The sequence below is a fragment of the Paracoccus sp. AK26 genome, from assembly GCF_011801365.1.
GTDB classification, from domain to species: domain Bacteria; phylum Pseudomonadota; class Alphaproteobacteria; order Rhodobacterales; family Rhodobacteraceae; genus Paracoccus; species Paracoccus aerius.
The window spans coordinates 1,646,206-1,665,591 of the sequence record NZ_CP041041.1 but is presented as its reverse complement, the minus strand read 5'-3'; the positions used below and the strand labels follow the sequence as shown (position 1 = coordinate 1,665,591).

The 19,386-nt window shown below is 67.6% G+C and carries 17 protein-coding genes and 1 tRNA gene; 11 read left to right on the top strand and 7 right to left on the bottom strand.

Annotated features, from left to right (window positions below; genetic code table 11):
* Positions 1-32 precede the first annotated feature (32 nt).
* Positions 33-644 (bottom strand): OmpW family protein, encoded by a 612-nt coding sequence (locus tag FIU66_RS08215; protein WP_167622248.1) that lies wholly within the window; start codon positions 642-644, stop codon positions 33-35.
* Between the two features lie 131 nt (positions 645-775).
* On the opposite strand from FIU66_RS08215, the gene FIU66_RS08210 reads away from it, so the two are divergent.
* The 8 genes from FIU66_RS08210 to FIU66_RS08175 all read left to right on the top strand — a co-directional run bounded on the left by FIU66_RS08210 (position 776) and on the right by FIU66_RS08175 (position 10,344).
* Positions 776-2,380, top strand: coding sequence for a carboxyl transferase domain-containing protein (locus FIU66_RS08210; protein WP_167622247.1), 1,605 nt, complete (start codon positions 776-778; stop codon positions 2,378-2,380).
* Positions 2,381-2,471: 91 nt separating this feature from the next.
* Positions 2,472-4,400, top strand: a complete 1,929-nt coding sequence (locus FIU66_RS08205) for an acetyl/propionyl/methylcrotonyl-CoA carboxylase subunit alpha (protein ID WP_167622246.1) — start codon at positions 2,472-2,474, stop codon at positions 4,398-4,400.
* Positions 4,393-5,121, top strand: coding sequence for a glutathione S-transferase family protein (locus FIU66_RS08200; RefSeq protein ID WP_167622245.1), 729 nt, complete (start codon positions 4,393-4,395; stop codon positions 5,119-5,121). Before FIU66_RS08205 ends, FIU66_RS08200 begins: the two co-directional genes overlap by 8 nt.
* Positions 5,114-5,977 carry a hydroxymethylglutaryl-CoA lyase gene (locus tag FIU66_RS08195; protein WP_167622243.1) on the top strand — a complete coding sequence of 288 codons (864 nt, stop codon included), beginning with the start codon at positions 5,114-5,116 and terminating at the stop codon, positions 5,975-5,977. Before FIU66_RS08200 ends, FIU66_RS08195 begins: the two co-directional genes overlap by 8 nt.
* Positions 5,970-6,752, top strand: coding sequence for a crotonase/enoyl-CoA hydratase family protein (locus tag FIU66_RS08190; protein WP_167622241.1), 783 nt, complete (start codon positions 5,970-5,972; stop codon positions 6,750-6,752). Before FIU66_RS08195 ends, FIU66_RS08190 begins: the two co-directional genes overlap by 8 nt.
* A 44-nt stretch (positions 6,753-6,796) precedes the next feature.
* Positions 6,797-7,252, top strand: a complete 456-nt coding sequence (dut, locus tag FIU66_RS08185) for a dUTP diphosphatase (RefSeq protein WP_167622239.1) — start codon at positions 6,797-6,799, stop codon at positions 7,250-7,252.
* A 5-nt stretch (positions 7,253-7,257) separates the two neighbouring features.
* Complete coding sequence (locus FIU66_RS08180; protein WP_167622237.1) at positions 7,258-8,298, top strand: HesA/MoeB/ThiF family protein; 1,041 nt, start codon at positions 7,258-7,260, stop codon at positions 8,296-8,298.
* Positions 8,299-8,319: 21 nt separating this feature from the next.
* Positions 8,320-10,344, top strand: coding sequence for a M3 family metallopeptidase (locus tag FIU66_RS08175; protein WP_167622236.1), 2,025 nt, complete (start codon positions 8,320-8,322; stop codon positions 10,342-10,344).
* 3 nt (positions 10,345-10,347) lie between these two features.
* On the opposite strand, the gene FIU66_RS08170 is transcribed toward FIU66_RS08175, so the two are convergent.
* Positions 10,348-10,911 (bottom strand): SH3 domain-containing protein, encoded by a 564-nt coding sequence (locus FIU66_RS08170; RefSeq protein WP_167622234.1) that lies wholly within the window; start codon positions 10,909-10,911, stop codon positions 10,348-10,350.
* A gap of 171 nt (positions 10,912-11,082) precedes the next feature.
* Between FIU66_RS08170 and FIU66_RS08165 the strand changes: the two genes are divergently transcribed.
* Together FIU66_RS08165 and FIU66_RS08160 are read left to right on the top strand one after the other, a co-directional pair.
* Positions 11,083-12,084: a D-glycerate dehydrogenase gene (locus tag FIU66_RS08165; protein WP_167622232.1), complete on the top strand. Its 1,002-nt coding sequence runs from the start codon at positions 11,083-11,085 to the stop codon at positions 12,082-12,084.
* A gap of 76 nt (positions 12,085-12,160) precedes the next feature.
* Positions 12,161-13,324: an MFS transporter gene (locus FIU66_RS08160; protein ID WP_167622231.1), complete on the top strand. Its 1,164-nt coding sequence runs from the start codon at positions 12,161-12,163 to the stop codon at positions 13,322-13,324.
* On the opposite strand, the gene FIU66_RS08155 is transcribed toward FIU66_RS08160, so the two are convergent.
* The 3 genes from FIU66_RS08155 to panC all read right to left on the bottom strand — a co-directional run bounded on the left by FIU66_RS08155 (position 13,321) and on the right by panC (position 15,629).
* On the bottom strand, positions 13,321-13,896 hold the full coding sequence (locus FIU66_RS08155; RefSeq protein WP_167622230.1) for a LysE family translocator: 576 nt from the start codon (positions 13,894-13,896) through the stop codon (positions 13,321-13,323). The two genes, FIU66_RS08160 and FIU66_RS08155, sit on opposite strands and share 4 nt — an antisense overlap.
* Positions 13,897-13,965: 69 nt before the next feature.
* A complete protein-coding gene (panB, locus tag FIU66_RS08150) occupies positions 13,966-14,775 on the bottom strand; it encodes a 3-methyl-2-oxobutanoate hydroxymethyltransferase (protein ID WP_167622229.1) in 810 nt (269 codons plus the stop codon).
* Positions 14,776-14,777: 2 nt separating this feature from the next.
* Positions 14,778-15,629: a pantoate--beta-alanine ligase gene (gene panC, locus FIU66_RS08145; RefSeq protein WP_167622228.1), complete on the bottom strand. Its 852-nt coding sequence runs from the start codon at positions 15,627-15,629 to the stop codon at positions 14,778-14,780.
* A gap of 160 nt (positions 15,630-15,789) precedes the next feature.
* Between panC and FIU66_RS08140 the strand changes: the two genes are divergently transcribed.
* Complete coding sequence (locus FIU66_RS08140) at positions 15,790-18,282, top strand: FAD-dependent oxidoreductase (protein ID WP_167622227.1); 2,493 nt, start codon at positions 15,790-15,792, stop codon at positions 18,280-18,282.
* A gap of 21 nt (positions 18,283-18,303) precedes the next feature.
* Here the strand turns inward: FIU66_RS08140 and FIU66_RS08135 are convergent, their stop codons facing one another.
* Both FIU66_RS08135 and FIU66_RS08130 read right to left on the bottom strand, forming a co-directional pair.
* Positions 18,304-18,861: a TetR/AcrR family transcriptional regulator gene (locus tag FIU66_RS08135; protein ID WP_202380203.1), complete on the bottom strand. Its 558-nt coding sequence runs from the start codon at positions 18,859-18,861 to the stop codon at positions 18,304-18,306.
* 292 nt (positions 18,862-19,153) lie between these two features.
* A tRNA-Gly gene (locus FIU66_RS08130) sits at positions 19,154-19,228 on the bottom strand.
* Positions 19,229-19,386: the final 158 nt, after the last annotated feature.

Here is a 19,386-nt window from a genome sequence, read left to right as displayed (position 1 = left end):
GCAACCCCGCCGGGGGACGCCCCGCCGCGCCGTCAGAACTTCATGACATAGCTGACGCCCGCGACGACGGGGTCGATCTGGGCCTTGCCGATGTCGCCGCCGTCCAGGGTCACGTCGGCGTCGATGTCGATCCAGCGCAGATCGGCGCGAAGGGCCGAGCGGTCGTTGATCCAGTAATCGGTGCCGACATGGGCAGCCAGGCCCCAACTGTTCTTCACGCGCAACTCGTTGCCCGCCAAGGACCCCTTGGATTCCGCGTCAAAGAAGCCGGTGAAGTTCACGCCGACGCCCAGGAAGGGCTTCAGTTGCGGGGTGGCGTCGAAATGATATTGCAGCGACAGGACCGGCGGCAGGTGCTTGACCGTGCCGATCTCGGTCCCGTTCGACTTGATCGAATGCTTGAAGGGCAGCGCGGCCAGCAGTTCGACGCCGATATTGTCGCGGATGAAGTATTCGGCCGTGATTTGCGGGCGGGTGTTGTCACCGATGCTGATCGGAACCGCGCCACTGGCCAAGGCGCCGTTGTCCGACTTTGGGTTCACATTGGCGATGCCAAGGCCAATGGTCAGGTACCCCGCCTGCTGGGCAGCCGCTGGGGACATGGCGGCAATAATGGCGGCGGCAAGGCACCAGGTTTTCATCATGCGACTCCTTCGAAGGTTACAGGTCGCCGCATGAACCTTGCGCTTTGCCAAAAACATGATCTGGATCAAACTGCTGTGAAGACAAGCTCGGTTGCGGCAATGCGCCGCGCCCCTCTTGGGAAAGCCTGCCCATGAAGCTGAAATCATCCGCCTTGACGACGTCCGACACCTTCCGCTCGAACCGGCAGGCGCACTTGGCGCTGCTGGATGTTGCCCGCGAAGCCGCCCTTGCCGCTGCCGCCGGAGGCGGCCCCAAGGCGATGGAGCGGCACACCAGCCGCGGCAAGATGCCCCCGCGCGAGCGGGTGGCGAACCTGCTCGATCCTGGCAGCCCGTTCCTGGAGATCGGCGCCACGGCGGCGCATGGTATGTATGACGGCGCGGCCCCCGGCGCGGGCGTGATCGCGGGCATAGGACGGGTGCATGGCCAGGATGTGATGGTCGTGGCCAACGACGCGACGGTGAAGGGCGGCACCTATTACCCCCTGTCGGTCAAGAAGCACCTGCGCGCCCAGGAAATCGCCGAACAATGCCATCTGCCCTGCGTCTATCTGGTCGATTCGGGCGGTGCCAACCTGCCCAACCAAGACGAGGTCTTTCCCGACCGCGACCATTTCGGCCGCATCTTCTTCAACCAGGCGCAGATGAGCGCGAAGGGCATCCCGCAGATCGCCGTGGTGATGGGGTCCTGCACGGCAGGCGGCGCCTATGTTCCCGCCATGTCCGACGTGACGATCATCGTGCGCAACCAGGGCACGATCTTCCTCGCCGGCCCGCCGTTGGTGAAGGCCGCCACCGGAGAGGTCGTGACCGCCGAGGATCTGGGCGGCGGTGATGTCCACACGCGCCTGTCCGGCGTGGCCGATTACCTGGCCGAAGACGACGCACACGCCTTGGCGATGGCCCGCCGCGCCATCGGCAACCTCAACCGCCGGATGCCTGACTGCGTCCAGTGGCAATCCCCCGAACCCCCGGCCTTCGACCCTGAGGAGATTCTGGGCGTCGTCCCCGCTGACCTGCGCACCCCCTACGACATCCGCGAAGTGATCGCCCGGGTCGTGGACGGCTCGCGCTTCGACGAATTCAAGGCCCGCTTCGGCGAGACGCTGGTCACGGGCTTCGCCCATGTCGAAGGCTGCCCGGTGGGCATCGTCGCCAACAACGGCGTGCTGTTCTCCGAGGCCGCGCAGAAGGGCGCGCATTTCATCGAACTCTGCAGCCAGCGGTCCATTCCGCTGGTCTTCCTGCAGAACATCACCGGCTTCATGGTCGGGCGCAAATACGAGAACGAAGGCATCGCCCGCCACGGAGCCAAGATGGTGACGGCAGTCGCCACGACCAATGTCCCCAAGATCACCATGCTGGTCGGCGGCAGCTTCGGCGCGGGCAACTATGGCATGGCGGGCCGCGCCTATTCCCCGCGCTTCCTCTGGACCTGGCCCAATTCGCGCATCAGCGTGATGGGCGGCGAACAGGCCGCGGGCGTGCTGGCCACCGTGCGCCGCGAGGGGATCGAGCGTCAGGGCGGCACCTGGACGCCCGAGGAGGAGGCCGAGTTCAAGCGCCCCACGATCGAGATGTTCGACCGCCAATCCCACCCTCTCTATGCCTCTGCGCGGCTGTGGGACGACGGCATCATCGACCCGCGCAAGACCCGCGACGTGCTGGCCCTGTCGCTGCGCGCCAGCCTGAACGCGCCCATCGAACCGACGCGCTTCGGCGTCTTCAGGATGTGACGCGCATGGCTCTTTCATCTTGGACCAAATATCCCGCGGGGGTCCGGGGGCGCGAAGCCCCCGGCTTGGCCCGCAACACGCAGGTGCCGCCATGTTCCAGAAAATCCTGATCGCCAACCGGGGCGAGATCGCCTGCCGCGTCATCGACACCGCCCGCAGGCTGGGCGTCCGCACGGTCGCGGTCTTCTCGGACGCCGACCGCGCCGCCCGCCATGTCGCGATGGCCGACGAGGCCGTGCATATCGGCGGTCCTGCGCCCAAGGACAGCTACCTGCGCGGCGATGCAATCATCCGGGCCGCGCTTGATACCGGGGCACAGGCAATCCATCCGGGCTATGGCTTCCTGTCCGAAAATCCCGACTTCGTGGATGCCGTCACGTCGGCGGGGCTGGTCTTCATCGGCCCCTCGGCCGATGCGATCCGCGCCATGGGTCTGAAGGACGCGGCCAAGGCGCTGATGGCCCAGGCCGGCGTCCCGGTCGTGCCCGGCTATCACGGGGAAAACCAGGATCCCGCCTATCTTGAGGAACAGGCGGGCCAGGTCGGCTATCCGGTGCTGATCAAGGCCGTGGCAGGCGGAGGCGGCAAGGGGATGCGCCTTGTCGAACGCCCGCAGGATTTCGCCGCCGCCCTGCAATCTGCGCAGGGCGAGGCCGCGACCGCCTTCGGCAACCCTGCCGTCCTGATCGAGAAATACATCCAGCAACCCCGCCATATCGAAGTGCAGGTCTTCGGCGACGGCAGCAAGGCCGTCCACCTGTTCGAGCGCGACTGTTCCTTGCAGCGCCGCCACCAGAAGGTGATCGAGGAAGCCCCGGCCCCCGGCATGACGCCGGAGGTCCGCGCCGCCATGGGCGCCGCCGCCGTCCGCGCGGCCGAGGCCATTGGCTATGCCGGTGCGGGCACCATTGAATTCATCGTGGACGGCAGCCAGGGCCTGCGCCCCGACGGCTTCTGGTTCATGGAGATGAACACCCGCCTTCAGGTCGAACACCCGGTGACCGAGGCCATCACCGGCATCGATCTGGTCGAATGGCAGCTGCGCGTCGCCAGCGGCGAACCCTTGCCCGCGCGGCAGGACGACCTGACCATCAACGGCCACGCCTTCGAGGCGCGCCTTTACGCCGAGGACGTGCCCGCGGGCTTCCTGCCCGCCACCGGGCGTTTGGCGCATCTGCGCTTTGCCGACGATGCCCGCAACGAAACCGGGGTGCGGCAGGGCGACACGATCAGCCCCTGGTATGATCCCATGATCGCCAAGGTCGTCACCTGGGGCAAGACCCGCGCCATCGCGTTGGGCAAGCTGGAAGCAGCCCTTGTCGATACCGAGGTCGCAGGCACTGTCACCAATATCGACTTCCTGATCGCCCTTGCGCGGCACGACGGCTTCCGCAAGGGCGAGGTCGATACCGGCCTGATCGCCCGCGACCTCGACGCGCTTGTCGCGGCATCCGAGCCCCAGCCTGCGGCCCGCGCCCTTGCCGTCATCGGCCTGGCGGGTTTATCCGATCCCCAGGTCAAGGGCGGCATGACCCTGTGGCAGCCCCTGCGGCGCACGATCCACTGGCAGGGCGGGCAGGCGGTGCTGGAAGTCCTCGGTCCCGGCGCAGCCCGCGTCACCCTGGACGGCCAGCCGCATGAGGTCCGCTGGCAGGGCGACCGCTGGTGGGTGGATGGCAGCCTGTGCCGCCACCGCATCACCGGCCATGACAGCGGCGTCAGCGTCTTTGGCGCGGGCAGCCTGCATCTGGCGCCGCTGGACCCGCTGGACCGGCAGGCCGATGCCGGGGCAGGGGCGGCGCTGACGCTCTCGCCCATGCCGGGACTGGTGAAATCGGTCGATGTCAGCGCGGGCCAGGCCGTCAAGGCCGGCGACCGGCTGTGCGTGCTGGAGGCGATGAAGATGGAACACAGCCTGACCGCCGCCCGCGACGGCATGGTGGCCGAGGTGCTGGCAAGCGCGGGCGATCAGGTCGAAGCCGGCGCCCCCCTGATCCGGCTGGAGGAAGAGGATGCCTGACACGCCCCCCGAACCTGTACCCACCGACGCGCCGCCCCCCGCCCAGGGCGGGCCGGTGGACGACGGTCAGGGGATCATTCTGTGGCACGTCCCGCTGTCGCGATCCATGCGGATCCTGTGGCTGCTCAATGAACTGGAACTGCCCTTCGCGTTGCGGGTGATGGACCTGCGCAGCAAGGACATGCGCGGCGCGGAATACGAGGCGATCCACCCCGTCGGCCGCGCGCCCGCCTTGCAGATCGACGGCAGCGTGATCCACGAATCCGGCGCCATGATCGAATACCTCTGCGAGACGCGCGGCCCGCATCTGTGGCGCGGGCCGGGGGCCGAGGGGCGGCTGGGCTGGCTCGACTGGCTGCATTTCGCGGAAACCCTGGGCCAGCATATTGCCAACCTGACGCAAAGCCACCTGATGCTGCGCGATCCGTCCATGCGGTCGCATACGGTGATGAAGCTTGAAACTGCGCGTCTGGGCCGGGCCTTGCGGATGGTGGAACAGACCGTCAAGGGGCAGGACTGGCTGATGGCCGGCGGCTTTTCGGGCGTGGACTGCGCCGTCGGCTGGTCGGTCTGGACCGCCGGCCGCTTCGTGCGCCTGACGCCAGCGTTGCAGGCCTATGCCGACCGCTGCACCGCGCGCCCCGCCTTCCGACGCGCCTTGCCGCAGGAAGGCGAGCCGCAGCTTTACGAACGCGATTTCTACGAGCTTCCCGATGCCTGATTTCGTCGAAATCTTCGAGATGGGCCCGCGCGACGGGCTGCAGAACGAAAAGCGGCTGATCCCCGCCGCCGACAAGATCGCGCTGGTGGACCTGCTGTCCCGGGCGGGTTTCCGGCGGATCGAGGTGACCAGCTTCGTCAGCCCGAAATGGGTTCCGCAGATGGGCGACGCGGCCGAGGTCATGGCCGGCATTGCCCGCGCGCCGGGCGTCAGTTACGCCGTCCTGACGCCCAACATGAAGGGCTACGAAGGCGCCAAGGCCGCCCAGGCCAGCGAGGTCGCGATCTTCGCCAGCGCGTCCGAGGGCTTCAGCCGCGCGAACCTGAACGCCACCATCGGCGAAAGCCTGGAACGGCTGGCCCCTGTGGCTGCGGCGGCAAAGGCCGACGGCATCCCGGTGCGCGGCTATGTCAGCGTGGTTACCGATTGCCCCTTCGACGGCCCAACGCCCCCCGTAAATGTCGCCCGCGTCACGGCGGCCCTGCGCGACCTGGGCTGTTACGAGATCAGCCTGGGCGACACCATCGGCCAGGGACGCCCGGAAACCATCGACGCCATGCTGGCCGCCGTGCTGGAGGAGATGCCCGCCGACCGCCTGGCCGGCCATTACCACGACACGGCTGGCCGCGCTCTTGACAACATCGATGCCAGCCTTGCGCGCGGGCTGCGGGTTTTTGACGCTGCCGTGGGGGGCCTGGGCGGCTGTCCCTATGCCCCCGGCGCTGCGGGCAATGTCGCGACTGAAAAGGTCGCGGCGCATCTGGCCGCGCGGGGCCATGCCCACGGCCTCGACATGACCATCATCGAAAAGGCCGCGGCCTTCGCGCGCGGATTGCGGGGAATGACCCATGCCTGAGACAATCCGCATCGACACCGACGCGCGCGGCGTGGCGACCCTGTGGCTGGCGCGGCCCGACAAGCACAACGCCTTGTCCCAGCGGATGATGGAGGAACTGACCCAGGCCGCAGCCCAGCTTGGCGCGGATCCCGCTGTGCGGGTGGTGGTCCTGGCGGGCGAGGGCGCCAGTTTCTGCGCGGGCGGCGATCTGGGCTGGATGCGCGCGCAGATGGATGCGGATGCGGAAACGCGGCGGGCCGGCGCGCGGGTGCTGGCCGGGATGCTGTCGGCGCTGAACCTGCTGCCCAAGCCGCTGATCGCCCGCGTTCACGGCAACGCCTTCGGCGGCGGCGTCGGCATGATGGCCGTGGCCGACATCGCCATTGCCGCCAGCACCGCGAAGTTCGGGCTGACCGAGGTGAAGCTGGGCCTGATCCCCGCCACCATCGGCCCCTATGTCCTGGCCCGGATGGGAGAGGACAAGGCCCGGCGCGTCTTCTTCTCGGCCCGGCTGTTCGGCGCGGACGAGGCTGTGACGCTGAACCTGGCCGCGCGCGCCGTCGCGCCCGAGGATCTGGATGCCGCTATCGAGGCCGAGGTCGCCCCCTTCCTGCTGGCTGCCCCGGGCGCGGTCGCTGCCGCCAAGGCGCAATGCCGCGCCCTTGGACCGCGCATCGACCAGGCGGTGATCGAGGACAGCATCGACCGGCTTGTCGCCGTTTGGGAAGGTGACGAGGCGCCCGAGGGGATCGCGGCCTTCTTCGACAAGCGCAAGCCCCGCTGGCAGGTCTGACTCGCATCCGCTAAGGCTGGCGAAGGACAGCAAGGGCGGCAGGCATGGAAGTCAGGATACTGGATGCGCGGATCCACGAATGGGGTCTGCCGGATTACCAGACGGCGGGCTCGGCGGCGATCGACCTGTTCGCCTGCCTCGATAAGACCATCGAGGTTGACCCGCAGGCCCCGGCGGTCCTGATCCCGTCCGGGATCGCGCTGTCCTTCGACGACTTCTCCTTCGCGGGTCTGGTTCTTCCCAGGTCGGGCCAGGGTCACAAGCGCGGGCTGGTCCTCGGCAATTCCACCGGCCTGATCGATCCCGACTATACGGGCGAGATCCTGATCAGCACCTGGAACCGCAATCCGCCGGGATCGGATCCGATCATGATCCAGCCGGGCGAACGGATTGCGCAGATGATCTTCGTGCCGGTGATAAGACCCGCCTTCACAGTGGTTGACAGCTTCAGCCGCAGCACGGCACGGGCGGCGGGCGGCTTTGGCTCGACAGGGGCATAAGGGCGATGCTGGGCTTCTGGCTGCTGGTCGGGGTCGCAGTTGCAGGCTGGATCTTCGGCTTGCCGCGCCGGTGGCTGCTGGCGGCGCTGGCATCGGCTTGGGCGGTGATCGAACTGGCGCATCTGTCCGGCATGGGCGCGGTCTTTGGCGGATCCGCACGGGGCTGGCTGGTCGCGGGCGGCCTGGTGGGACTGGTTCTTGCCTATCGAGCCGGTCTGCGATGGCTGCGCGCGCGCGCCGCGCCACCGGAACAGCACAAGCCTGCGCCGGTGCCGGTCGCCGATGTCGAACTGGACCGATATGCCCGCCATCTGGTGCTGCGAGAGATTGGCGGACCGGGCCAGATGCGCCTGCGGAACGCGAACGTGCTGGTGATCGGCGCGGGTGGTCTTGGCGCGCCGGTCTGTTTGTATCTTGCAGCGGCGGGGGTGGGGCGGATCACGCTTGCCGATGACGACACGGTCAGCCTGTCGAACTTGCAACGCCAGGTGATCTTTCGCAGCGACCAGCAGGGGCGGCCCAAGGCCCAGGCCGCCGCAGGCGCAATGCGCGCGCTGAACCCGTTGGTCCAGGTGACGCCCCTGCCGCGCCGCGTCACGGAAGCCGATGCCGACCTGATCGCCCAGCATGACCTGGTCCTGGACGGCACCGACAACTTCGCGGGACGGCAGGCGATCAACCGCGCCTGTGTCGCGGCCCGCGTGCCGCTGATCGCGGGCTCTATCGCGCAATGGGAAGGGCAGGTCACGCTCTATGATCCAGCGCGCGGCGGGCCCTGCCTGTCCTGCCTGTTCCCGACGGCCCCCGCGCCTGGTCTTGCCCCGCCCTGCGCCGAGGCTGGGGTGGTCGGCCCCTTGCCGGGCGTGGTCGGCAGCATGATGGCGCTCGAGGCGATAAAGCATCTGACCGGCGCGGGGCAGGGCCTGCGCGGGCGGATGATGATCTTCGACGCGCTTTACGGCGAAAGCCGGATGATCGGCACGGCGCGGCGGGCGGATTGCCCGGTCTGCGGATCGGCACTGGAAGGCGGCGCGACCGCCCCTTAGGTTCATGGCAAAGGAGACGCCATGAACGCTGAACTGACCCGCTGGACCGGACCCGAGGGGCTTCCCCGCTTCGACCTGATCGCCGACACCGACATTGCCCCCGCCTTCGACCGCGAACTGGCCGCAGCCGAGGCCGCGATGGAGGCGATTGCTGCCAATCCCGAAGCTCCGACCTTCGCCAATACCGTCGCCGCCCTGGAAACAGCCGAGGACGGACTGAACCGCGTCTTGTCGATCTTCTACACGCTGGCCAATGTCGATTCGAACCCCGCCCGAGAGGCGCTGCAACGCGATTTCGCCCCCCGGCTTGCGGCCTATAACAGCAAGACCGGCATGGACCCGCGCCTTTATGCCCGCGTCAAGGCGGTGGCCGCGACCGCCGACACCCTGCCGCCCGAGGATCGGCGCATCACCGAACTGGCCCTGCGCGGCCTGACCCGGTCCGGCGCGGGGCTGGAGGGCGAGGCGCGCGAACGCATGGCCGCGATCCGCGCCCGCATGGCGGTCCTGACCACGCAGTTCTCGCAGAACCTGTTGGCCGACGAACGCGATTACGTCCTGCCGATCCCGGATGACCGGCTGGCGGGCCTGCCCGACTGGCTGGTTCGGTCCATGCGCGCGGCGGCCAAGGCGCGCGGGATGGAGGGGCAGGTCGTCACGCTGTCGCGGTCGCTGATCGTGCCCTTCCTTGAACATGCCGGCGACCGCGCGCTGCGCGAGGTGGCCTTCAAGGCCTGGGCCGCGCGCGGGTCGGGCGAGGGCGCGGGGGGTAAGGCGACCGACAACTTGCCCCTGGTGACCGAGATCCTAGCCCTGCGCCACGAACGCGCCCGGCTGCTGGGCTATGCCGATTTCGCCGCCTACAAGCTGGAACCCGAGATGGCGGGCACTGCCGACCGCGTGGCCGAACTGCTGGCCCAGGTCTGGGAACCAGCCCGCAATCGCGCGGCCGAGGACGAGGCCAGGCTGACCGCCATGGCGCATCAGGACGGTGTGAACGGCGCGCTGGAGGCCTGGGACTGGCGGCTTTACGCGGAACGGCTGCGGCGGCAGGACCATGATTTCGACGCTGATCAGGTCAAGCCTTACCTGACGCTGGACGCGATGCTGGGGGCGATGATGGATGTCGCGCATCGCCTGTTCCGGCTGGAGTTCCAGCCCGTCGACGCGCCTCTGTGGTCGGCTGACGCCCGCGCGTGGCGGATTACCCGCGACGGGCGGCTGATGGCGATCTTCGTGGGCGATTACTTCGCACGCCCCACGAAGCGGTCGGGGGCATGGTGTTCGTCGTTGCAAGTCCAGCACAAGATCGGCCCGGGGCAGCGGCCCATCGTGGTGAACGTCTGCAACTTCACCCCGCCCGAGGAGCCCGGCGCGCCAGCCTTCCTGTCCTGGGACGACGCCCGCACGCTGTTCCACGAATTTGGCCATGCGACGCATCACATTCTGTCGGACGTGACATGGCCCTCGATCTCCGGCACGGCGGTTGCGCAGGACTTCGTCGAACTGCCAAGCCAGCTTTACGAACACTGGCTGGAACAGCCTGCCGTCCTGGACGCCCACGCGCGCCATTTCCAGACGGGCGAGACTCTGCCCGCCGATCTGCGCGACCGATTGCTGGCGGCCGGAAAGGCGGATGCGGGCTTTTCGACCACCGAATACCTGGAAAGCGCGCTTGTGGATCTGGCCTTCCACCGGGGCGAACCGCCTGCCGACCCGATGGCCGCTCAGGCGCGCGTGCTGGCCGGACTGGATGCGCCAACGGCGATCCCGATGCGCCATGCGACCCCGCATTTCAGCCATGTCTTCAGCGGCGACAGCTATGCCAGCGGCTATTACAGCTATATGTGGTCCGAGGTCATGGACGCCGACGCCTTCGCGGCATTCGAGGAAACCGGCGACATCTTCGACCCCGCAACCGCGCGGCGGCTGGAGGAAACGATCCTGTCGCGCGGCGGATCGGCCCCGGCGGACCAGTTGTGGCTGGCCTTCCGCCAGCGGATGCCGGGCGTGGATGCGCTGCTGCGGGGTCGGGGCCTGGCCTAGGCGCTAGTCCCGCACCTCGTCCGGGTCCACGCCCCAGATCGAGGTCTTGGGCACCCAGCCCCGCTGGCCGCCGCCCGAGATGCGGCACCAGCCGGGTTCGCATTCGCCCAGGCGGACGATCGCGCCCATCTCGGCCCGCGCCACGATATCGGCGTCGGGATGGGGGCGGCTGCGCAGTTCCACCATGTCCTGCGTCACAAGCGCGGTGCGCACGCCCGACAGCAGCGCGTAGTGGACCCAGCCTCCCGCGCCGTCCTTGTCCTCGACCCGGCGCCAGTGGCCGAACTCGGCCACGACGCGCAGCGGCATTCCGGCATGGCGGAACACCCAGTCGATGCGATGCGACAGGCTGGGGCCGCGCCGGGCATTGCCCTCGGATCCCTTCAGGCTGACATAGCGCGGGACCGGCAGGTTGGTCACCGGACCGCGCGTCTCGCCGCCCCCGTCCTGAACCCGGACGATCTGGGCGTCCGCCGATTGCGGCACCCCTTCGACCTGGGCAAGCGCCAGGCTTGCCGATGCGGCCAAGATCGCCGCCCCGCCACTGAAAACCGTGCGTATCCTCATGTTCCGTCCGTTCCTGCCGACCGCCGGTCAAGCGGTCCCTCTGCCCCTTGAAGGGGCCGCAAGCGGACCCCCATGGGGTCTTGTGCCTGCCCCATATCGCGGGCAGTTTGCCAAAGGCGGCGCCATATGGAAAGGCCGCCGCGGACACGACATCGAGAAAGTGAGGCCATCATGCACAGCCCGCAGCCCTCGCGCCAGAAACTGCGCGTCGTCGTGACGCGCCGGTTGCCCGAGGCGGTCGAGACGCGCATGAAGGAACTGTTCGACGTGGTGCTGCGCGACGAAGACAGCAGGATGTCGCGCGACGATCTTGCGGCGGCGATGCGCGGCGCGGATGTGCTGGTGCCGACGGTGACCGACCAGATCGACGCCAACATGTTGGCCCAGGCGGGCGAGCGGCTGAAGCTGATCGCCAACTATGGCGCGGGGGTCGATCACATCGACGTCCATTCCGCCCGGCAGCGGGGCGTCCTGGTGACCAATACCCCCGGGGTCGTGACCGAGGACACGGCCGACATGGTGATGGCGCTGATCCTGGGTGTCACACGCCGCATTCCTGAAGGGATGGCCGAAATGCAGGCGGGCCGCTGGGCGGGCTGGGCGCCGACATCGCACCTGGGCGGCCGCGTCGGCGGACGCCGCCTGGGCATCCTGGGCATGGGCCGGATCGGACAGGCCGTCGCGCGGCGGGCCAATGCCTTCGGGATGCAGGTCCATTACCACAACCGCCGCCGCCTTCGCCCCGAGGTCGAGGAGGAATTGCAGGCGACCTACTGGGAAAGCCTGGACCAGATGCTGGCGCGCATGGACATCATCAGCGTGAACGCGCCGCATACGCCATCGACCTTCCACCTGCTGAACGCGCGGCGGCTGAAGCTGCTGAAGCCGACCGCCGTGGTCGTCAACACCTCGCGCGGCGAGGTGATCGACGAGAACGCCCTGACCCGGATGCTGCGTGCGGGGGAAATCGCGGGCGCGGGCCTTGATGTCTTCGAGCACGGGCACGAGATCAACCCCCGCCTGCGCGAATTGCCGAACGTGGTGCTGCTGCCGCATATGGGATCGGCCACGGTCGAGGGCCGCGCCGAGATGGGCGAGAAGGTCATCATCAACATCAAGACCTTCGCCGACGGGCACCGCCCGCCGGATCTGGTCGTTCCCAGCATGTTGTAAAGGGGGCAGGGGGCGCTGCCCCGTCCCCGTGCCGGGGACTCTCGGGGATATTTCTGCACAGAAGAAGGGACGGGTCATGGCGGGGACGGGCCTCGTGGGGATCAAGGCGCGGTGGGCGGTATCGGCGCTGTTCTTCGCCAATGGGCTGGTGGTGGGAAGCTGGGCACCGAAGCTGCCGGCGATGATGGCCCGGCTGGAGATCGGCGAATCGGTGGCCGGGCTGCTGGTTCTGGCGCTTGGGCTGGGCTCGATCTGCCTGATGCCGGTCTTTGGCGCCCTGGTCGCCCGGCGCGGATCGGCCTGGGCGGTCAAGCGGGCGGCGGCGCTGTTCACACCCAGCCTGATCTGGATCTCGCTGGCGCCGACGGTCTGGGCTGCGGCGGCCACGGTTCTGGTTTTCGGCGCGTTGATCGGCGGGATGGATGTGGCGATGAACGCCAATGCCGTGGCGGTCGAGCAGGCACGGCGTCGGGCGATCATGTCGTCCTGCCACGGCTTCTGGTCGCTGGGCGGGCTGGCCGGGGCAGGCGTCGGCGGGGCTGCGATCCAGGCCATGGGGGAAACGGGACATGCCGTTCTTGTGACGGCGATCGTCGCGGCGATTCTGGCCGTGGCCTTTCCCCGCATCCTGCGCGACCATCCCGGGGGCGAGGCGAAAAGCCAGCCGCTGCGCCTGCCGCGCACGCCCTTGCCCTATCTGATCGGCGTCATGGCGCTTGCCTGCATGATCCCCGAAGGCGCGATCCTGGACTGGGCCGCGGTCTATCTGCAGCGCGAGATGGGCGCATCGCTGACGGTGGCGGGCTGGGGCTTTGCCGCCTGCGCGGGGACGATGGCCGTGATGCGCTTCCTGGGCGATGAGATCCGTCGCCGTTTCGGGGCGGTGCGGACGCTGCGGGTCAGCACGCTGATCGCAATGGCGGGGCTGGGGCTTGCGGGACTTGCCGGATCCCCCCCGATGGCGCTGGCAGGATTCGCGCTGGCCGGGATCGGCATCGCGAACATGGTGCCGATCGCCTTTTCGGCTGCGGGCAACGTGCCGGGCCTTGCGCAGGGGGTGGGCCTGTCGGTGGTCACGACGATGGGTTATTCAGGCATCCTGCTGGCACCCGGCAGCATCGGGTTCCTGGCAGAACGGACCAGCTTCTCGGTCATCTATGTCGGGCTGTCACTGCTGTTGATCGTGCCGCTGTTGCTGTCGCGTCTGGCGCGCACGGCCGATTTCGAGGCTGCAGCCTAGGGACGGACAAGGCCCGCCACCAGCATCACCGACACCAGGGCCAGCCAGACCGAGGCTGCCCGCTGGATCACCTGCATCCGCCCCTGCGCCCCGCTGCCGCGGCGGGCGAAACTGCCCGCGCCGCCCCAGATGAGCGCCACCGCCACCGTTGCTGCGCAGAACATCGCAAGCCGTGGCGGAAACTGGTCCGCATCGGGGGCAGGCAGCAGCACAAGCGCGATGATCAGCGCCTTCGGGTTCAGGACGGTCGTCACGTAGACCCGGCGCGCGGTGATCGGTCCGCCGGCCTGCGCCAGCGAACCCCGGCCCCACAGCCGGACCGCCAGCAGCATGACCCAGGCCGCCGCGGCCAGCTTGATGCCATGTCCGGCCACGGGAACAGCGGCCAGGATCCCTTGCCCCATGAAAGCAAGTGGCAGGATCGTGGACAGGTAGCCCAGAACCTCGGCCGGGATCAGGCGGGTCATCCGGCGAAAGCCTGACAGCGCACCTGCAAGGCCCATAAGCGTGTTCGTTGGGCCGGGGGTCAGCAGCAGCCCCAGGATGGCGGCAAGAAAGGCGGCAAGGGTCATGATCGTCCGTCGCGTTTGTCCGGCCAGGGATTATCCCGGCCCCATAGGCGCGGCCTTGATCTGGATCAGTCAGCGATAGACATTTGCCTCGGCCGGGAAGCTGCGGTCGCGCACGGCGGCGGCATAGGCGGCAATCGCATCATCGGCCGCCCGGCCAAGGTCGGCAAAGCGGTGGACGAAGCGCGGCACCCGGCCCGTCATGCCAAGCATGTCGTCCAGGACCAGGATCTGCCCGTCGCAGCGGGCCGAGGCGCCGATGCCGATGGTGGGCACCGGGACGGCGTCGGTGATGCGGTCGGCCAGGGCCTCGACCACGCCCTCGACCACGATCGAGAAGGCGCCTGCCTCGGCCACGTCCACGGCGTCCTGCAGATGGGCGGGCCAGCTATTGGTTTCCCGCCCCTGGGTCTTGAAGCCGCCCATCGTGTGGGTTGCCTGCGGGGTCAGGCCGACATGGCCCATCACCGGAATGCCGCGTTCGGTCAGGAAGCGGACCGTGGGGGCCATGCGGCTGCCGCCTTCCAGCTTGACCGCGCCGGCTCCGGTTTCCGCCATGACACGGGCAGCGTTGCGGAAAGCCTGCTGGGGGCTTTCTTCGTAGCTGCCGAAAGGCATGTCGATCACGACCATCGCCCGGTGGCTGCCCCGCATCACGGCCTGGCCATGCATGATCATCATCTCGATCGTGACGCCGATGGTCGAGGGAAGGCCGTGGACCACCATGCCCAGGCTGTCGCCCACCAGGATCACCTCGGCATGGGAATCGACCAGGGCTGCCATGGGTGCGGTATAGGCGGTCAGGGCAACGATGGGCGTTGCGCCCTTTCGGGCGGCGATCTGGGGCGCGGTGATGCGCTTGACAGGGGCTTGCGCGGACATCTTCAGCCTTTCGGATGGGCGACACGCTGGTCGATCAGCAGCACCTCGCCAAAGCGGACGGCCAGCAGGATCACGACCGGACGCTGGATCAGGGCGATGCGGGATAGGTCGGCCGCATCGCGGATGTCTATCGAACGGATATGGGCCAGGGGTTCGGCACCGATGATGCGGCGCAATTCGGCCCGGACGGCCGACAGGCCCGCGCCTTGGCCCACCATCCCTTCGGCCCGGTCAAGTGCGCGGGACAGGACAGGGGCAGCGGCGCGTTCGGCGGGCGACAGGCGGCGGTTGCGCGACGACATGGCCAGCCCGTCGGCTTCGCGCATCGTGGGCACGGGCAGGATCTCGACCGGGATATCCAGGTCGGCCACCATCTGCCGGATGACGGCCAACTGCTGAAAGTCCTTTTCGCCGAAAGCCGCCGCATCGGGTTGGACGATGTTGAACAGCTTGGTGACCACCGTCGCCACGCCGCGGAAATGGCCGGGCCGCAGCCGGCCCATCAGCATCCGCGACAGACCCACGACCTCAACCACCGTCTGCGCGCCGGGGCGATAGATGTCCGCGACGGTCGGCAGGAACAGCGCGTCGCAGCCCGCGTTGCGCAGCAGCGCGATATCGTTTTCCTCGTCCCGGGGATAGGTCGCCAGATCCTCGTTCGGGCCGAATTGGGTGGGGTTCACGAAGATCGAGGTTACGACCCGGCCGCCGCCCTGGGCGTCCAGCCAGTCGCGGGCGCGGGCCACCAGCGACAGGTGCCCGTCATGCAGCGCGCCCATCGTCGGCACAAGGGCCACGCGCCCCGCGCCCTGCCGCCATGCGCGCATCGCCTGCCTGTCGCGGCAAATCTGCATCCCGTCCCCCCGTTGGTGGCGCACCCTACTGGACGTCAGCGGATTCGCACAAGCGCTGCGTTGCAGCATGTCGTTTTTGGACCGTTTAGGTCGGGCCCATCCGAACCCATGGCGGCGTCCGTGGCAGTAACGTCCCATAACATACCAAGGAGTCGCGCGAATGAAGTCGCATGTGAAGGTTCTTGTCGTCGGAGGCGGCGCGGTCGGCTGCGGCATCGCCCTGCATCTGGCCCGTGCCGGGTGGGAGGTGATGCTGGTCGAGCGTGACGAGCTGACGGCCGGATCCACCTGGCACGCGGCGGGCCTGCTGCCGCTGTTCAACATGGGCTATGCGACGACCCATATCCACGACTACTCGGTCAAGCTGTATGCGGAACTTGAGGCGCAGACCGGCCTGAATGCGGGCTTCACCCGCTGCGGCAACCTGCGCATGGCGCAGACCCAGGACCGGATGGACGAATACATGCTGTATTCCGCCACTGCCGAGACGGTCGGGATCGAGCATCAGTTCCTGACCCCGCAGCAGATCAAGGAGCGCTGGCCGCTGGTCCGCACCGAGGATCTGAAGGGCGCGCTGTTCCACCCGACCGACGGCTATATCAACCCCGCCGACGTGACGCAGGCCATGGCCAAGGGCGCGCGCATGGCAGGCGCCACGATCGAGCGAAAGATCCAGGTCAACGGCTACAAGTGGACCGGGTCCGAGTGGATCGTTTCCTGCGAGAAGCTGGTCGAGAAGGGCGGCAACCTGGTCGGATCGGGCGAGGTCTTCGAAATCCGGGCCGAGCATGTCGTGACCGCCACCGGCAACCACGCGCAGCGCACAGCCCGCCTTCTGGGCATCAAGATCCCCGCGATACCGGTCGAGCATCAGTATATCGTCACCGAACCCGACCCTGCCCTGGTGAAATGGCGCGCCGAAGGCAACCCGGAACACCCCGTCCTGCGCGATGCCGACGCCAAATGGTATGTGCGAGAGGAACGCGGCGGCTGGATCCTTGGCCCCTACGAGCGCAATGCCCCGGCGCGGTTCCTTTATGACGTGCCGGAATCCTTCCGCGCGGACCTGTTCCCGCTGGACCTGGAGCGGATCGAGGAAGAATACATGTCGATGATCCACCGGATCCCGACCTCGGAAACGGTGGGGCTGAAGGACGACTACAACGGCCCGATCTGCTATACGCCCGACGGAAACCCGCTGGTCGGCCCAGCCCCGGGCCTGCGCAACATTTGGCTGGCCGAAGGCTTCAGCTTCGGCATCACCGCGGCGGGCGGCATCGGCCATTACCTTGCCCAGATGATGGTGGACGGCGAGGCCGAGATCGACATGGCCTCGCTCGACCCGCGGCGATTCGGCGGCTGGATGACAACCGAATATGCAGCGCGCAAGAACGAGGAAGCATATGAAAACGTCTTCGTCCTGCACCACCCCGATGAGGAACGCGAAGCCTGCCGGCCCCTGCGCACCTCGCCTGCCTATGACCGGCAGAAGGCGCGGGGGGCGCAGTTCGGGCAGGTGAACGGATGGGAACGCCCGAACTACTACGGTGCCGAAGGCTTCGACGACCATGCGTCCCGCAGCTTCCGTCGCGGCGGCTGGTGGCAATATGCCAAGGCCGAGGCCGAGGCTGTCCGCAATGCGGCGGGCCTGATCGACGCGACGGCCTTCGCCAAGCACACCGTCAAGGGACCGGGCGCGACGGCTTTCCTCGACTGGCTGACGACCAACAAGCTGCCCAAGGTGGGCCGCATCAACCTGACCTATGCGCTGACCGATGCAGGCACGACGCGGACCGAATACACCATCGTCCGCTTGGCCGAGGACAGCTATTACCTGGTGTCCGCCGGGGCCTGGGCAGCCTATGACGGCGACCATCTGGTCAAGTCGGCCGAGGATTTCATGGCGGCCGGCGGGGGGTATGTCAGCATCCACGACGTGACGACCCAATGGGGCGTCTTCGCCTTGGCCGGGCCGGCGTCGCGCGACATCCTGGCCAAGCTGATCCGTGACGCGCAGCCGGACACCGCCCTGTCGAACAAGCGCTTTCCCTGGCTGTCGGCCAGGCAGATCGAACTGGGCATGGTGCCGGTCAACGCCGTCCGCGTGGCCTATACGGGCGAACTCGGTTGGGAACTGCACCACCCGATCGAGATGCAGAACCATCTGTTCGACCGCCTGATGGAGGCGGGTGAGCCGGCGGGCATGAAGCTTGTCGGCGCACGGGCGCAGAACTGGCTGCGGCAGGAAAAGTCCTATCGCGCCTTCGGCACCGAACTGGGCCGCGACGCGACGCCCTTGGAAGCCGGGCTGGACCGTTTCGTGGACCTGTCCAAGGACTTCCGCGGCAAGGCGGCGATGGAGGCCAAGGGCATCCGGTCCCTGTGCGTCACCCTGCTGATCGACGGGCCGCAGGACGCCGATCCCTGGGGACGCGAGGGGATCTTCCTGGACGGCCAGAAGGTGGGGCGCCTGACCTCGGGCGGATATTCGGCGGCCTTCGGCAAGCAGATCGGCATGGGCTATGTCCGCCCGGACCTGGCCCAGCCGGGGACCAGGCTGAAGGTCCGCATGTTCCGCGAATTGTGGGACGCCGAGGTGACCGAGGACAGCCCCTACGATCCAACCAACGTCCGCATCCGCCAGGACGGCTAGGCCTGCGCCCTGCGCCGCCGGTCAGCCGACCAGCAGGCGCAGGGCATCTTCATAGGACGATACCTGCACGGGTGATTCCGGAGGATAGGGCTGGTCCATGTTCAGCATGGCAAAGCCATGCGTCATGGACCAGACCGACGTCTGCAAGGGTGCGGCCGGGCGGTCGCGGACGAAGGGCGTGCAGCGATCCCGCAAGACGACATAGGTCGCACGGGCGATCTCTCTCAGGGTGCTGTCCTCGGTCGGCAACTGATCGAACATCAGCCGGAACAACGCCGCGCGGCGGCGCGCAAAACCGATATAGGCCAGGTTGACCGTCAGCAGGTGCTGGAACGGGTCGGCATCGGCAGGAACGCCTTCCAGGGCAGTGACCAGTTCATGCCTGAAGCTGCGAAAGCCGTGAGTGGCGATGGCATCGCGCAGGCCGGGAAGCCCACCAAAGTGATGCGCGGGCGCGGCATGGGACACCCCGGCGCGCGCGGCAATTCGCCGCAGTGTCAGACCGGGCGTCCCTTCTTCATCCAGCAAGGACAGACCGGCGCTGATCAGCAGTTGTGGAACTTCGCCCCGTAAAGGCATCTTACCCCTTGAAGGTCATCTTGACAGTGTAAAGCCAATATCGGAATGTGGATCGTCCCAGTTGGTTAACAACACCTCCCCGAGCGGTTGTGTTGACCCAAGTCTGGTATGTGGTGCTGGGCCGTCGCTCAAGCTCTGGCCTGTTTTTCAGTTTTTCGTTTGAACGTTTCGGCCAGAGCCTTTCCTGGCATCTTAACGATGCTTGCAGGCACTGCAACCATTATCAACTTTTTGAGTGTACATAACCAGGCGCCAAGCAAAAGGCCGGGCCATCAGGCCCGGCCTTTTTGTTTGGAGCGGGCGATGAGATTCGAACTCACGACCCTAACCTTGGCAAGGTTATGCTCTACCCCTGAGCTACGCCCGCATCCGTCCGTCAGCGCTTCGTTTGACCGTCTCGCCTTCGGTGAGCGGTGATTTATGGGACTGCGTCGGGGCGTGCAAGAGGAAAAATGATGTTTCCCGACGAAAATTCCGCAGGCGTTGACAGGGCCGTGGATCCTGGGTGACCTTGGCCGAGAAACG